Raw genomic sequence first — 15,095 nt, 5'->3', positions numbered from 1 at the left:
GAAGCACGGTCCACTTCAGACTTCTCGCACGGCGCATCGAGATCCCCCGACCGCGGCCCCAAAGCCGCACTGGTGAGCGCGAAGAGCAGCACCCCCCCCGCCGCCCACCCCCAAGCTAGCCGCACCGCCACGCAGCCACGACGCCGGGAACAACCACCCGCGCAGCGCCAGTAGCCACACGCCCGCCAATCCACCCATCCCATTCGCCACCACATCCGCCCAAGCCGCCGAGCGCGCTGGCGGCACCCCGATCGACTGCAGGTACTCCACCCCCAGCGAGAACCCCGCCGAAAGCACCAACACAACCCACCACCGCACCCCCAAGATCGCCAGCGCCAATCCGAAGGGAGCGAACAACACCACGTTGCTGATGCCATCAGTCAGCCACAAACCACCACACGACAGACACCAGCGAGGCGGTATCTGACCTGCTGGAATCGCACCCATCGGTGCCAGCGTAGCCACCGTCACTAGGACGATGCTGGCGACGAGAAGGGCGACAGCGCTAGCCGTCGGTCTCACTCCTGTGGCGCTTGCTCAATCTGCCGCACTACAATGGCTGGATTCCCAGCGATAAGTGAATTCGCCGGATACGAACCGTTACATACGGCGGCGAATCCAACCACGCTATTCTCGCCAATGCGAGTACCCGGCAGGATTCCGGCATCTGCCGCAACCCAAACATTCCTCTCGAGGATTACCGCGGCCGTCTTCACCGGTGCATCCGGATTCCAACGATCGGCCCGGGTCGAGTGAAAGTTGCTATCCATGATCCGCGCTTCCGCCAGAATGCAATCGGCCCCGACCTGGATGCGCGTCGCACAGCCGAACCGAACGCCGTTGAGAAAGCAGTGATCGCCGACGGAGATGACTGCGTTGACGTCGTGAGTAAACGGCGTCACATGCATCGACACGTTCACGTTGTCTCCGAATTCCACCTTGCCAGGGCCGCGCACTGTAAGGCGACCGAATACGAGAAAATTTCGGCCGGCGGAGAATCGAATACCGCGGAGTGGGAGATATCGCTTGTAGAAATATCCCTTACCGAGCGCCAGCAAGACGGATGCGGCGTATCCCGGATTACGAATCGCGCGGCGCAGCTTTGATCGTTCGGCGTCGGCCATCCACTACCTCGTGCGCGCGGCGCGCACTATCTGAGCACCGCTTTAGCGATCGTCTGCAACTGCATATTGCTCGTCCCCTCGTAAATCGTGCCGATCTTCGCGTCACGATAGAACTTCTCCACCGGATACTCGCGCGTATACCCGTACCCGCCGAACAGCTCCACGCACAGCGACGTCACGCGCTCGGCCATCTGCGAGGAGTACAACTTCGCCATCGCCCCTTCACGCGCGATGTCCTGCCCCGCGTCCTTCAATCGCGCTGCGTTGTACACCATCAGTCGCGCCGCTTCGAGTTCCGTGGCCGCCTGCGCCACCTGGAACTGAATGCCCTGGAACTCCGACAGCGACTTGCCGAACTGCTTGCGCTCCTTGAGGTGCGCCACGGCTGCGGTCATCGCGCCCTGCGCCACGCCGATCATCTGGGCGCCGATGCCGATGCGCCCTTCGTTCAGCGTTTCGATCGCGATCTTGTAGCCGATCCCCACGTCGCCCAGCACATTCGCGTCGCTCACGAACGTATTCTCAAAGTGCAGCGACGTTGTGCTCGACGCGCAGATGCCGAGCTTGTGCTCCTTCTTGCCCACCGAGAAGCCGGTCGCGCCACGCTCCACGATGAACGCGGTGATCCCCTTGTAGCCCATGTCGGGACGCGTGTTCGCGAACACCACGAACACATCGGCTTCACCGCCGTTCGTGATCCACGCCTTCGATCCGTTCAGCGTCCAGCCGCCGTCGACCTTTTCGGCCCGCGTGGCCAAACCGAACGCGTCCGACCCCGATCCCGGCTCCGAAAGTGCATAGGCCCCGATCGTGCCCGCCGTCATGCGCGGCAGAATGCGTGCGCGCTGCTCAGCGTTGCCGTAGCGGTACAGCGGGTAATTCACGAGCGTGTTCTGCACGTCCACCTGAATCGCCGCCGACGCGTCTACCTTGCTGAGCTCTTCCACCGCGATCGCCACCATCATGAGCGATCCGCCGGCACCACCCACCTCTTCCGGCAATTCGATGCCCATGAGCCCGAGTTCGACGAACTTCGCGGTCAGTGCGGGGTCGATCCTACCGGCGTCCTCCATCGCGCGAACACGCGGCCGCACTTCCTGCTCGGCCAGGTCGGCCACGGCAGCGCGGAACAGCTCCTCCTCCTCGGAAAACATCGTGAGGGGCGCGCGGGTGAGGTCGGCAGAAGACGGTGCGGTCATCGACATCGGGGTATGGGGGGAGTGTACCCTTGGGATTTAAGGAGCGTGACAGCGAATGAGAAGCGGTAAAGCCCGCACGGTGATCACGGTCGCTGTGGTCGGCTACGCGCTCGGCATGGCCCTCGTTGCCGCGGCCGTGGCGACCGCCGGCGACAGCAATGCGCTCGGCATGCTCCTGCTGTTCGGCCCCCGGTGGATTCTGGTGTTCCCATGGCTGCTCCTGATCCCGCTGTCACTCGTGGCGCGCCGATGGGTGACTGCCGCCGCGATCGTGGGCAGTCTGGTCACGCTGTTCCAGGTCAGTGGCTTCGAGATTCCGAGCCTAATTTCGCTACGAAGTGCGATGGGGAGTGGAGGAGGGGCGGGGAAGACGTTGCGGATCGTTACCTACAACACCGATCGCTCGGCCACTTTGGCGCAGCGCATCGACACCGACCTGCTGGCGTGGGACGCCGACGTGATCGTGATGCAGGACTGTGCGCCGGAGGTCGCGACCGCGATGCAGGCCGCCGACCGGCGATACCAGGTGTTCCGCGAATCCGAGTTCTGCGTCGCCACGCGCTTGGCGGTGCGTTCGCCGGTGCAGCTGCACGGCACACGCAAAGAGGGGCGGGCGGTGGGGTTCAGCGTGGAGTGGCAGGGCGCCACGGTCCGTATCGGCACGGTTCATCTCCCGAGTCCACGAACCGCGCTATTTGCCGCGCGGCAGGGGAGCGGCGATCTGCTTGAGGAGAGTGTGCAGCAGCGCGCCGAGGCCTCGGGGGCGATCGCGGCCTGGATGAGGGAGAGTCACCGAGGCCCCATTGTGGTGGCCGGAGACTTCAACCTCCCTGTGGAGTCGCGAGCGCTGCGCCACGACTGGATGTGGCTGCGCAACGCCATCAGCGAAGCCGGGTGGGGCTTCGGGCACACCATGTTCGCCGGCCGGCACCGCGTGCGGATCGACCACGTGCTGGTGTCGAGCGATTTCACGGTGCGCGGTGCCCGCGTGCTGAGTGGGTTCCCGTCGGAGCATCAGCCAGTAGTGGCTGATCTCGAGCTCACGGCTTCTGGAGGCGCCAGCAAGTAGAAAGAATCATGGCTTTATGGTCGAGTCCGGCACGCCAGTTGCTCCCTTCCTTGCAGAGTGAAGGATCGGGCCCACACGGTGACTGTCGAGCATATGACCATAACTGCATCCAATTCAACGACTTCCAAGATCGGCGCCGAATTTCGGCGTGCGACGCGTGCCGCGAGTGTGATGGCATGCGCTTTGGGGGTGTTGCAGGGATGCAGCGGCGCTGACGCAGTGGCTCCTCTGTCTGTGGCAAAGCCGCCCGCCGCTCCGCCGATTTCCGGGACGAACGCCGTGCCGCTCATCCCGCGCCTTTCCCAGTTTTCGCCCGATACGCTGGTTTCCGGCGCCTCAGTGGTGATCACCGGCGAGAACCTCGCCCACGCCGTCGATTCCATCAGCCTCACCGTCGGCGGTGTGGTGCTGCAGGTGCGCAGCGCTTCCGCCACCCGCATCGATGCCATCGTGCCCGTGGGCGCGCTGCCTTGCGCCGCCACCGCCACGCAGCCGGTCACGCTCACCGTCGCCGGCACCGTGCTTAGCGCCACCGTGCCGGTGCGCGCCGCCAACCGCCTCGCCCTCAAGGCCGGCGAGTCGGCCAACCTGCTCTCGGCCGATGACGTGCGCTGCACCGAGCTGGTGGCCCCCGCCACCGGCACCGCGCGCTACATGCTGGCCGTGGTGAACACCAGCGACGTGGCCTCGGCCAGCAGCGCCTTCGAACTGCGCGGCACCGGCACTGGCGCGATGGCCGGGCAGATGTCGGCCATGAAGAACCCGCAGGCGTTCGGCAGCATGGTTGCTACGTCCAGCCCAAGCACGTTGATCAACGCGTCGCTGTTGCCGGGCATGCGCACCGAATCGCTGGTGGCCCAGCAGGCTGCGGCCGCCGAGTCGCGTCATGACAACCAGCTGGACGCGCAGCGCACGATCGCCGCGCGGGCCGGCTCGGCCACCACGCAGTGGACCGCGGCGCGGGCCGAGAAGACGAATCGCCTCGGCGTCGCGATGGCCTCGAGCGCCGCGTCACTGAACGTGGGCGACGTGGTCACCATGAAGGCGCTGTACAACAGCTGCAGCGCCGGCCGTGATGTGCAGGCCCGCGTGGTGTACGCCGGCTCGCGCGCGGTGGTGCTGGAAGACGTGGCCGCCCCGCGCGCCCGCACGATGGACGCCGACTATCGCGCCATCGGCGACGAGTTCGACCGCGTGCAGTATCCGTTGCTGCGCGACAACATCGGCGACCCGTTGGCGATGAACGGCGCCATGAACGGCGACGGCCGAGTGACGATGCTGTTCACGCGCTTCGTGAACGATTCCGTGGCCGGCACGGCGGGCTATGTGAGCGCCTGCAACTTCTACCCGAAGAGCACCTTCGCCGCGAGCAACGAGAACGAAGTGTTCTACGCTCGTGTGGCCACCGCCACTGAGACGCCGGCCGATTGGCGCCGCGCCATGCGCAGCACGGTGATCCACGAAGGGAAGCACCTGGCCAGCTTCGCCGAGCGCCTGGCCAGCAACACGCCGTTCGAAGAGTCGTGGCTGGAAGAGAGCACGGCGCGCATCGCCGAGGAGCTGTACTCGCGCACCTTCACGAGCGGCGGCAGCTGGAAGGGCAACACCGGCTTCGCCACCACGGTGCGCTGCGAAGTGTACCAGTGCGACGACCGTCCGCTGATGATGTGGAAGCACTTCTCGATGCTGCACCAGTACCTGCGCGGCGTGGACACCCTGTCGCCGTTGGGCGCGTCGACGAACAACGACGTGACCTTCTACGCGAGCGGCTGGTCGCTAGTGCGTTGGGCGGCCGATCAGTACGCGACCAGCGAAGGCGCGTGGCTCAAGGCGCTGGTGAAGGGCGGCGCCCAGACCGGTCTGGCCAACCTCGCGCAGCGCACCGGCCGTCCGGCTGGCGAGCTGCTGGCCGATTGGGCGCTGGCCAACGCGGTGGACGACGTGGCTGGCTTCACGCCGGCCCGCAAGCAGCTCACCTTCCCGAGCTGGAACGTGGCCGACGTATGGAGCGGCCTGGCCGGCACGTACCCGGGCGCGTTCTCGGCCGCTCCTCTAAGAGCGCGGTCGATGAGCTTCGGGTCGTTCACGCTGCCCGTGCAGCAGCTGCGGGCGTTCAGCAGCAGCTACTTCAGCTTTGACGGCGCGCAGGCTGGCGGGCAGTTGATTGAGCTGCGCGGCGAGGGTGGCGCGACCGCGGCGCCGGCGGGATTGCGGGTGGCGGTGGTGCGGGTGGAGTAGGGGCGGGAAATGCAAGGTGAGCGGTGGCGCGCCGTGTGAAGCGCCTGCTAATCGAAGATTCGTGGGGCCCCAACCCATGGGCCGAGGTCCCTGGCGCTTTCGTCTGGCCTTGCCAGCCACGCGACCTGTCAGTCACTGCGACGATCTTCGCTAGCTCTATTAGGCCAGAGGCAGAGCAATAATGTCTGCCAGCGCCGATTGCCTAGACTCCGGGTACGTGGCCGCGGGGAGGGCCGCTTCGTACTCAAGTCGACTGCGTTAGCCCAAGCGGGAACGATCACATCCGCTCTCGTCTAATGAAGTCAAAGAGAGCGGCCTGCGGCGCCGAACTCGCGGCTCCGCGTCGCAAAGACGCTCGCGGCCTCGGTCTTATCCGCGCAGTTGGCTTCGCGTCTCAAGCTCGCCATCATGCCGTGCGCGACGAGGAAAGTCCACGCCAATACGCACGGCATGTACATGGCTACGGTCCGCTCTTGCAGCACCTGGACAGTGTCCTACGCCCTCACCCGTCTGCCCGTATCACGATGCGCTCGGTCGGGATCTGTCCCCTGTTCCCGCCTCGACGAACGGATGCTCAATCGAGAGACAAAGCACTCAAGCAATTGACTAACTCCGACTGCCGTCGCCCCAGCAATCCAAGCTGTAGAAACAGAAAAGGCCCCCGACTCGAGTCGGAGGCCTTCTCTACCTTCACTTTCAGAGACTGCGCATTACGCGTTGTTCTTGCGGCGACGGGCGACGGCCGCGAGGCCCACGAGGCCGCTCGCCATCAGGACGTAAGTTGACGGCTCCGGCACGACAGTAGAGGCAGACGCTCCAGTGATACGGAGGAATCCGTCGTTGTAATCGAAATCGGACGGGCTCACCTTGTCTTCGGCGCCGACCCAGCATCCCGACGCGCCACAGTCAGCCGACGTAGCGCCCTTCGCGCCATTTCCAAAAACCGCAAACTGGTTCGGAGACCCTGCGCTGTACGAGAAGAAGTTCGGAGTCGGGGACGACGGCGTGTAGGTCGCGATACCGATGTCGAAGAAGCCCGGGCCCGTAAACGTGTAGCTGGTGTTCACCGAGCTGAACGTGTACAGGATCGCGTAGGTCTGGAGATCGCGGATAACGAGAGGGCGAAGCGGGTTGGATCCGGCAATTCCACCAAAATACGTCAGCTGCGCATTGCCGCCCGTGTAGAAAGCGAAGCCGACAGACGCGTTGACGTTGCCGTTGGCATGCGCAAACCACGCGTTGGCGACGGTCGTGTTGTTGTACGGAGCCGTGTAGCCCGCGGCGACCTGCCAGTTCTTGCACGAGGCGGAAGTCGCCGCACCGGTGAGCACGTAACCAATGTTGCAGCCGCGACCGTCGTCGTCAGAAACCACGTCCCAGAAGGGAGTCGCGTCGGAGGTCGGAACGGATGCGTTGCTGAAGTACTGCGCCTGTGCCGTCATCGGCATTGCCACAACAGCGGCAGCGAGGACGAGCTTTGAGATACCCATGTCTATTCTCCGAAAGAGTACGATGATTGCCCACTCGGGTCTGGTAACAGCACGGCCTGTACCAGAGACGACGGTGAGGATAACTCGCACATGAACGTTTTCTAACCTGTTGCTGGAGTATCACTTAGCCTCATTTCCGGCAACAACGTGTCTTGGGGGCGCGGGGAAAGGTGTTGCGTGAATCCTACAGGAACTGATGCTTACGTGCGGGGGTATGGACGCCCGACGCTGAGACCTCCAGCATCTACAATTGGCAATTGGGGGATCTTGTACTGCTGCCCGGTTCCGGAAAGCGGGGCGTCGAGCTCCAATGCGGGACCGCAATCAGGGAGATCCGGGCCTCGGATCGTGCGCCTGGACCATAGGCTAAATCACGTCGGTCACCGCGAACCGCTCGCTCCAGAGCTGAATGAACAGGAGCGAGTACAATCGCTCCCCAATTGGAAGGCCAGCGTCGAGACGACCTCGGTACGTCTCGAAGGCCTTCGGAGAAATCAGGCCCTGCGCCTGCGCCTGCGCGCCATCGAGTTGGTCGCGCCACTCGTGCTTCATCCATGCGTCGATTGGAATCGAGAACCCTTGCTTGCGAGTGAGGTCGAGTCGCTTCGGTAGCAGCCGTTGGCCGAGTCTTCGCAGGATCAGCTTGCGATTCATGCGGTCGGCTTTCAGCGAGTCGGGGACTCTTGAAAAGGCAAATTCGATGACGTCGACATCAAGAAGTGGGGCCCGCACTTCAAGAGAGGACATCATGCTTGCTCGGTCGACCTTCACCAGCACGTCGTCAACCATGTAGCTGCTGAAGTCGAGTGCTGTCGCTCGCTGGAGTGCGGACTCTCGGTCTTCGAACGCGTGCGAGCGGAGTATCTCCGGTGCAAGTATGTCGTTGGGATCCAGAGAGCGCAGCGCATCGGTAAGCTGCAGGCGCTCGTCCGCGCGAAAGATCCGCCCTGCATTCGCGAGCCCATCACCCGACGTACCGGCGAGAGATTTCGCAAACCCCCGCCCAGGGGTGCCAACTGGCAGAATCATCTCTGCCGAATACGCCGCAATTTGCCTAATTCCACGAGGGACGCGTGCCCGTAGCTGTTCGGCCTGTATCTGCACCGGGTATCTGTGATAGCCCCCGAACAGTTCATCACCACCATCACCTCCTATCGCTACGGTCGCGTGCTTCCGAATCTCCTGTGACACCAGAAAGGTTGGAATCATCGACGAATCAGAAATCGGATCATCGAACTGTGCAACCAGCGATTGCAGTAGCGAAGCATCAGCGGCTTTGGCCTCTAGCTCGATGTGCTCAGTGCCGAGATGATCCGCGACCATGCGGGCATATGGCCCCTCGTCGAACCCGCCGTGCCCGGGAAAACGTGCCGTGAATGTACGGATGCGACTTCCGCTAACTTCGGCCGCGATAGCGGTGACGATGCTCGAGTCTACGCCGCCACTGAGCAACACGCCGATGGGGACGTCGGCCATTAGCTGGCGACGCACCGACGCCTTAAGCAGCTCGTGGAGTTCCTCAACGAGCGCCTCCGGATCCGCCGACGATGCTGACAGCGCCGTCTGAGGCAGAGTCCAGTAGCTGTCGTGTGCGATCGCGCCGGTCGCGAGGTTGATGACGACCCGCCCAGCCGGTGCCACGCGACGGATATCGGCGAACATCGTGTTCTCGCCCGTGACGTACCCGTAGGCGAGATACTCGTTGAGGGACTGCGCGCGTACTCGACGCGGGCACGTCGGATCAGCCAACAGCGCCTTGGCCTCACTGGCAAACGTGAACTGCTCGTCGTTCACGCGATAGAAAAGCGGCTTCTCGCCTGCGCGGTCACGCGCCAGCATCACGCGCTGTTTGGATTCGTCGTACAAGGCGAACGCGAACATTCCTCCGAGTTGCGCAACGCAGTCGGTACCCCATTCCCGGTACGCCGCGAGGATGACTTCTGTATCCGAGTGCGTACGGAACACATGGCCCTTCGCGCGCAGTCGATCGCGGAGCTCGACGTAGTTGTAGATCTCACCGTTGAAGGTGATGACCGTGCCCGTCTCGCCGTCGATCATGGGCTGGTGGCCGCCCGGCGACAGATCGATGATCGCCAGTCTCCGGTGTCCGAAGCCTACGCGCCCGTCGTTCGAGAACCAAATCCCACTCGAGTCAGGCCCACGGTGTTCCATCGTGTCACGCTGGCGCCCGAGAAGCTCGCGATCCACGGTGCCGCGAAAGCGGATCGTGCCGTTTATGCCACACATCGTTCGTAGGATTAAGAGAGTACGGCCGATCCGTTATCCGAACACTTCAAGCGCCAGCTCGATCCGCCCGAACGGCGCGCTAACCTGCACACCCTGCACCGATCCTCGCACACGTTCCAACGACTCCCGCGCGATCGCGATCCCCTCTGCCAGCGCGTGTTCCTTGCTCTTGTCGTTCGCTTTGCGCATACGGTCGAGCACCTCCTTAGGCACCGTCACGCCCGGCACTTCGTTCGCCAGAAACTCCGCGTTGCGAGCCGACACCAGCGGCCAGATGCCCGCTACAATTGGAATCCGCACGTCGTCTATGCTCGTCAGGAAATACTCCAACTGCGCCGGATCGAAAACGGGCTGCGTAATTGCATACTCGGCGCCAGCCTCCACCTTCCAGTGGAACCGCTTCAACTCGTGCGCCGGATCGATCGCCGCCGGATTCACACCCACGCCCACCACAAACCGAGTGGGCTCACCAATCGGGTTGTTTCCCGGGTCGAGACCGCGATTCAGCTTGCTCACGAGATTGGTCAAACCGATCGCGTCGATGTCGAATACGGCCGTGGCATCGGGATACGGACCCATTTTTGGCGGATCGCCTGTGATCAGCAGCATGTTACGAAGGCCCAGCGCCGACGCGCCCAGCAAGTCGCTAAGCATGCCTAAGAGATTGCGATCACGACAGCAGTAGTGAGTAACCGCCTCGATGCCGTGACGCTCGATGATCAGGCTCGTGGCGATCGCGCCCATGCGGCTCTGTGCGCGCGGACCATCGGGCACGTTGATGGCATCCACACCCGCCTTGTGCAGCGCAGCGGCGTCCAGCTCCAGCTTCACCGTGTCGACACCGCGGGGCGGTACGATCTCCACCGACGTCACGAACTGCCCATTCGCGATCTTCGCACCAAACCGAGAGCGCTGATCAAGCGGTACCTGCGCGCGCCCGACCGGTTCATCGCGCACCGCGCCGGTTCCGTCGTGCGCAACAATCACGCGCGTCCGCGGCGCCAACGGCCGTACACCTTCCACCATCGCCTTGATGTGATCGGGCGTGGTACCGCAGCAGCCACCCACGATCTTCGCGCCCGCCTGAATCAGGTGGCGGGCATAGGTCGCCATGTACTCCGGGCTCGCCATGTACATGGAGCGACCACCCACATCACGCGGCATTCCAGCATTGGGCTGCGCCGACAGCTTGCGCGTGGTCACGGCAGCCATCCGCTCGATCGCTTCGAGAATCGTCTGCGGCCCCACCGAGCAGTTCAGGCCGATCACGTCCACGCCCCACCGGTCGAGCACGCGGGCGATGTCTTCCGGGCTCGCACCGAACGAAGTGCGCAAATCCGGGCCAACCGTCGCCTGCGCGATCACGGGCATGCCGGCGTCGACCTCACGAGCGGCCAAAATCGCCTGCTCCAGCTCCTCGAGATCGGTGAACGTTTCCAGTAGGAAGCAGTCGGCGCCACCGGCTTTCAACGCGAGCATCTGCTCGCGGAACAGGCCGCGCGCCTCGTCTTTGCTGGTGGGGCCGTAGGGCTCCAATCGCACACCGAGAGGTCCTACCGCACCCGACACCAAGCGGTGGTCGCCCGCCGCTTCGCGCGCGAGCTGGGCCGCTTTGGTGTTGATAGCCGTGACCTGCCCCTCGAGCCCGTACTGGGTGAGTTTCGCACGGTTCGCGCCAAACGTGTTCGTTTCGAGCACCTCGGCGCCGGCTTTCACGTACGCCGCATGGATCTCGCGCACCAAATCAGGGCTGCGCAGCACAAGTTCGTCGTAGCACTGATTGATGAACACGCCGCGCGCGTACAGCATCGTTCCCATGGCCCCGTCGAACATGATGACCTGTTCGGGGTCCAGGAGGCGGGCAAGCAGTGCGGCGCGCGGGCGCGCATCCGTGGCACCATTCGCGGTGTCAGGCGTGTTTGTCGGGTGCTCTGTGGCGCTCATCATAGATAAATTCAAGATATGTCAAAGCCAGCTTCCGGCGTACTCAATCGCGCCTCCCGTCTCGCGCTGCTCCCTGAACTCCTCGCCCGCCGCATCCTGCTGCTGGACGGCGCCATGGGGACCATGCTCCAGACCTATCGGCTGACCGAAGCCGACTACCGGGGCACGCGATTCGCCGACTGGCCGAGCGATCTCAAGGGCAACAACGACCTGCTGGCCCTGACGCAACCGCAGATCGTCGGCGCTATCCAGCGGCAGTACCTCGAGTCCGGGGCCGACATCCTCGAGACGAACACCTTCAACGCCAACACGATATCCATGGCCGACTACGGCATGGAGTCGCTGGCGTATGAGATCAATGCGGCCGCGGCCCGCATGGCCCGCGGCCTGGCCGACGAGTTTGAGGTCGCCAACCCGGCCAAGCCCCGGTTCGTGGCTGGCGTGCTTGGCCCCACCAACCGCACCGCCTCACTCTCCCCCGAGGTCGAGAATCCGGGCGCCCGCAATGTCACCTTCGACCAGTTGGTGGCCTCCTACACAGAGGCCGCCAAGGGGCTGCTCGACGGTGGCGCCGATATCCTGATGGTCGAGACGATCTTCGATACGCTGAACGCCAAGGCGGCGCTGTTCGCGATCGAGTCGTACTTCGAGCAGTCGGGCATGCGCGTACCGGTCATGATTTCGGGCACCATTACCGACGCCAGCGGCCGCACTCTATCGGGACAGACCACGGAGGCCTTCTGGACCTCCATGTCCCACATCAAGCCCATCTCCATCGGCCTCAACTGCGCGCTCGGCGCCGCCCAGCTCCGCGCCTACGTGTCGGAGCTTTCGCGCATCGCCGACACGCACGTGAGCGCCCACCCCAATGCCGGTCTCCCCAACGCCTTCGGCGGTTACGACGAGTCGCCGGAGATCATGGCCGAGCAGATCGGCGAGTGGGCCCGCAGCGGTCTGCTGAACATCGTCGGCGGCTGCTGTGGTACCACGCCGGAGCATATCGCCGCCATCGCCAAGGCGGTGGAGGGGGTCGCCCCGCGCCGTATCCCCGAGGTGGCGCCGCTGCTGCGCCTCTCGGGGCTCGAGCCAATGAACGTTGGCCCCGACACGAACTTCGTGAACGTGGGCGAGCGCACCAACGTGACCGGCTCGGCCAAGTTCGCCAAGCTCATTCTCGAAGGGAATTACAGCGATGCGCTGGTCGTAGCGCGCCAGCAGGTGGACAGCGGCGCCCAGATCATCGACATCAACATGGACGAGGGACTACTCGACGCCGAAAAGGCGATGGTCACCTTCCTCAATCTGGTGGCGTCGGAGCCCGACATCTCGCGCGTGCCGGTCATGGTGGACTCCAGCAAGTGGAGCGTGATCGAGGCCGGCCTCAAGTGCCTGCAGGGTAAGGGCATCGTGAACTCCATCTCGCTGAAGGAAGGCGAAACGGAGTTTCTGCGGCAGGCGCGCCTCGTGCGCCGCTACGGTGCCGCCGTGATCGTGATGGCGTTCGACGAGCAGGGGCAGGCCGACACCGCCGCGCGCAAAGTCGAGATCTGTACGCGGGCCTACAAGATGCTCACCGAGCAGGTAGGCTTCCCGCCGCAGGACATCATCTTCGATCCGAACATCTTCGCCATCGGCACCGGCATCGAAGAGCACGCCCGCTACGCCATCGATTATTTCGAGGCCACCAGCGAAATCAAGCGTACGTTGCCGCTCGCCAAGATCTCCGGCGGCGTGAGCAACATGTCGTTCTCGTTCCGCGGCAACAATCCGCTGCGCGAAGCGATGCACGCGGTGTTCCTCTACCACGCCATTCGTGCGGGCATGGATATGGGCATCGTGAATGCCGGTCAGCTCATTCCGTACGAAGACATTCCGCTCGATCTGCGAGAGCGCGTGGAAGACGTGGTGCTCGCGCGTAGAGCGGATTCCACCGAGCGACTTCTCGAAGTGGCCGATCAGGCCAAGGGACGGGCCAAGCAAACGGAAGATCTGGCGTGGCGCGCACTCCCTATCGAGGAGCGCATCGCGCATGCGCTGGTGCGTGGCATCGACGCCTTCGTGGTGGAAGACACCGAAGAAGCGCGTCTCGCCTCGTCGCACCCCATCGAGGTGATCGAAGGCCCGCTCATGCGCGGCATGAACGTGGTGGGTGATCTCTTCGGCGCCGGCAAGCTGTTCCTGCCTCAGGTGGTGAAGAGTGCGCGCGTGATGAAGAAGGCCGTGGCGCACCTCATCCCGTTCATCGAAGCGCTCAAGACCGTCGACAGCAAGCCGGCCGGTCGTGTGCTGATGGCCACGGTGAAGGGCGATGTGCATGACATCGGCAAGAACATCGTGGGCGTCGTGCTGCAGTGTAACGGCTACGAAGTGGTCGACATGGGCGTGATGCAATCGTGTGCCGCCATTCTGGATAAGGCGCGCGAAGTGAACGCCGACGTCATCGGCTTGTCTGGACTCATCACGCCGTCGCTGGAAGAGATGACGTTCGTGGCCAGCGAGATGGAGCGTCAGGGTTTCACGCTGCCGCTGTTGATCGGTGGTGCTACTACCAGCAAGGCGCACACGGCGCTGAAAATCGAGCCGTCGTATTCGGGGCCCGTGGTGCACGTGCTCGATGCATCGCGCGCCGTGGGTGTAACGAGCGCGTTGCTGAGCGACGAGCGGAGGGCCGACTACGCGGCGGGTATTCGCAAGGAATACGAGGAGCTGCGCGTGGCCCGTGCCGCGCGTGGCGGGGCTGAACGGTTGGTGAGCATTGCGGCTGCGCGAGCGAACCGGGCGAAGATCGATCTCACGGTGCCGGTGCCGGTGCCCACGTTTACGGGTCCGCGCACGCTGCTGGAGTACCCGCTCGAAGACCTGGTCCCGTTCATCGACTGGACGCCGTTCTTCCAGACGTGGGAGCTGGCCGGGCACTATCCCGCGATTCTCACCGATCCCATCGTGGGCGAAACGGCGCGGTCGCTGTACGCCGATGCGCGGTCGATGCTGGACCGGATCGTTCGCGAGAAGCGGCTGGAGGCGCGGGCGAGCTTCGGATTCTGGCCGGCGAACGCGGTTGGTGACGACATCGAGCTCTACAGTGGCGAAGATCGGGCCAGTGTTGCGGTAACGCTACATATGCTTCGGCAACAGCTCGACAAGAAGGGCGACGGGCGGCCGAACTTCTGCCTCTCCGATTTCGTGGCGCCGAAGGAAAGTGGCGTGCCCGACTATATGGGAGCCTTCGCGGTGACCACCGGCCACGGGTTGGAGAGCCTGGTGGCGGAGTTCGAGGCCGATCACGACGACTACAGCTCGATCATGGCCAAGGCGTTGGCCGACCGTCTCGCCGAGGCCTTTGCGGAGCGGTTGCACGAGCGGGTGCGGCGGGAGTTTTGGGGCTACGCTCCCAATGAGGCGCTAGGCAACGCCGGTCTCATCCATGAGAAGTACCAGGGCATCCGCCCGGCGCCTGGCTATCCGGCCTGCCCGGATCACCGCGAGAAAGGCACGCTCTTCGCAGTAGCAGAGGCCGAAGAGCGGGCGGGAATCGTGCTAACCGAGAGCTACGCTATGATGCCTGGGGCGAGCGTGAGCGGGTGGTACTTCTGGCGGCCCGAATCGACATACTTCGGGGTAGGGAAACTGCTGCCGGATCAGCTCGACGAGTACGCCGAGCGGGCTGGGCGGGTGGCGGATGGCGCGCGGTGGACATCGACGTTGGTGGCAGGCTAGGCTCGCGGTCGGCATGAAATCCGGTCGTCGTGCCGCGCGTGTGACAGTCGGTGCCTCCCGCGCGTCC

9 protein-coding genes are annotated in these 15,095 nt (G+C 64.1%); 3 read left to right on the top strand and 6 right to left on the bottom strand.

Going from position 1 to position 15,095, the window contains the following annotated elements; all coding sequences use genetic code 11:
• Positions 1 to 15: 15 nt before the first annotated feature.
• The 3 genes from HKW67_RS12300 to HKW67_RS12290 are packed head-to-tail and all read right to left on the bottom strand — an operon-like array spanning position 16 to position 2,329.
• A complete protein-coding gene (locus HKW67_RS12300; RefSeq protein WP_171225666.1) occupies positions 16 to 465 on the bottom strand; it encodes a VanZ family protein in 450 nt (149 codons plus the stop codon).
• 53 nt (positions 466 to 518) lie between these two features.
• Positions 519 to 1,124 (bottom strand): acyltransferase, encoded by a 606-nt coding sequence (locus HKW67_RS12295; RefSeq protein WP_171225665.1) that lies wholly within the window; start codon positions 1,122 to 1,124, stop codon positions 519 to 521.
• A 26-nt stretch (positions 1,125 to 1,150) separates the two neighbouring features.
• Positions 1,151 to 2,329 carry an acyl-CoA dehydrogenase family protein gene (locus tag HKW67_RS12290; protein WP_425486219.1) on the bottom strand — a complete coding sequence of 393 codons (1,179 nt, stop codon included), beginning with the start codon at positions 2,327 to 2,329 and terminating at the stop codon, positions 1,151 to 1,153.
• A 73-nt stretch (positions 2,330 to 2,402) separates the two neighbouring features.
• On the opposite strand from HKW67_RS12290, the gene HKW67_RS12285 reads away from it, so the two are divergent.
• Both HKW67_RS12285 and HKW67_RS12280 read left to right on the top strand, forming a co-directional pair.
• Positions 2,403 to 3,392 carry an endonuclease/exonuclease/phosphatase family protein gene (locus HKW67_RS12285; protein WP_171225664.1) on the top strand — a complete coding sequence of 330 codons (990 nt, stop codon included), beginning with the start codon at positions 2,403 to 2,405 and terminating at the stop codon, positions 3,390 to 3,392.
• 279 nt (positions 3,393 to 3,671) lie between these two features.
• The gene (locus HKW67_RS12280; protein ID WP_171225663.1) at positions 3,672 to 5,630 is read left to right on the top strand and encodes an IPT/TIG domain-containing protein; all 1,959 of its coding nucleotides are present in this window, start codon (positions 3,672 to 3,674) and stop codon (positions 5,628 to 5,630) included.
• 710 nt (positions 5,631 to 6,340) lie between these two features.
• Here the strand turns inward: HKW67_RS12280 and HKW67_RS12275 are convergent.
• The 3 genes from HKW67_RS12275 to HKW67_RS12265 form a co-directional block, all read right to left on the bottom strand.
• Positions 6,341 to 7,120, bottom strand: coding sequence for a PEP-CTERM sorting domain-containing protein (locus HKW67_RS12275; protein ID WP_171225662.1), 780 nt, complete (start codon positions 7,118 to 7,120; stop codon positions 6,341 to 6,343).
• A 366-nt stretch (positions 7,121 to 7,486) separates the two neighbouring features.
• Positions 7,487 to 9,367, bottom strand: a complete 1,881-nt coding sequence (asnB, locus tag HKW67_RS12270; RefSeq protein WP_171225661.1) for an asparagine synthase (glutamine-hydrolyzing) — start codon at positions 9,365 to 9,367, stop codon at positions 7,487 to 7,489.
• 33 nt (positions 9,368 to 9,400) lie between these two features.
• Complete coding sequence (locus HKW67_RS12265; protein WP_230981008.1) at positions 9,401 to 11,314, bottom strand: bifunctional homocysteine S-methyltransferase/methylenetetrahydrofolate reductase; 1,914 nt, start codon at positions 11,312 to 11,314, stop codon at positions 9,401 to 9,403.
• Positions 11,315 to 11,329: 15 nt separating this feature from the next.
• Between HKW67_RS12265 and metH the strand changes: the two genes are divergently transcribed.
• Positions 11,330 to 15,028, top strand: coding sequence for a methionine synthase (metH, locus tag HKW67_RS12260; protein ID WP_171225660.1), 3,699 nt, complete (start codon positions 11,330 to 11,332; stop codon positions 15,026 to 15,028).
• Positions 15,029 to 15,095 lie beyond the last annotated feature (67 nt).

It is taken from the genome of Gemmatimonas groenlandica (assembly GCF_013004105.1).
Taxonomy (GTDB): domain Bacteria; phylum Gemmatimonadota; class Gemmatimonadetes; order Gemmatimonadales; family Gemmatimonadaceae; genus Gemmatimonas; species Gemmatimonas groenlandica.
The sequence above is the reverse complement of the archived record's forward strand: the minus strand, read 5'-3'. Positions and strand labels throughout refer to the sequence as shown.

Bases quoted from the DNA above. Each gene is read 5' to 3' on its own strand.
- HKW67_RS12295 (WP_171225665.1), bottom strand. From the start codon at position 1,124: ATGGCCGACGCCGAACGATCAAAGCTGCGCCGCGCGATTCGTAATCCG.
- HKW67_RS12290 (WP_425486219.1), bottom strand. From the start codon at position 2,329: ATGTCGATGACCGCACCGTCTTCTGCCGACCTCACCCGCGCGCCCCTC.
- HKW67_RS12275 (WP_171225662.1), bottom strand. From the start codon at position 7,120: ATGGGTATCTCAAAGCTCGTCCTCGCTGCCGCTGTTGTGGCAATGCCG.
- asnB (WP_171225661.1), bottom strand. From the start codon at position 9,367: ATGTGTGGCATAAACGGCACGATCCGCTTTCGCGGCACCGTGGATCGC.
- HKW67_RS12265 (WP_230981008.1), bottom strand. From the start codon at position 11,314: ATGATGAGCGCCACAGAGCACCCGACAAACACGCCTGACACCGCGAAT.
- metH (WP_171225660.1), top strand. From the start codon at position 11,330: ATGTCAAAGCCAGCTTCCGGCGTACTCAATCGCGCCTCCCGTCTCGCG.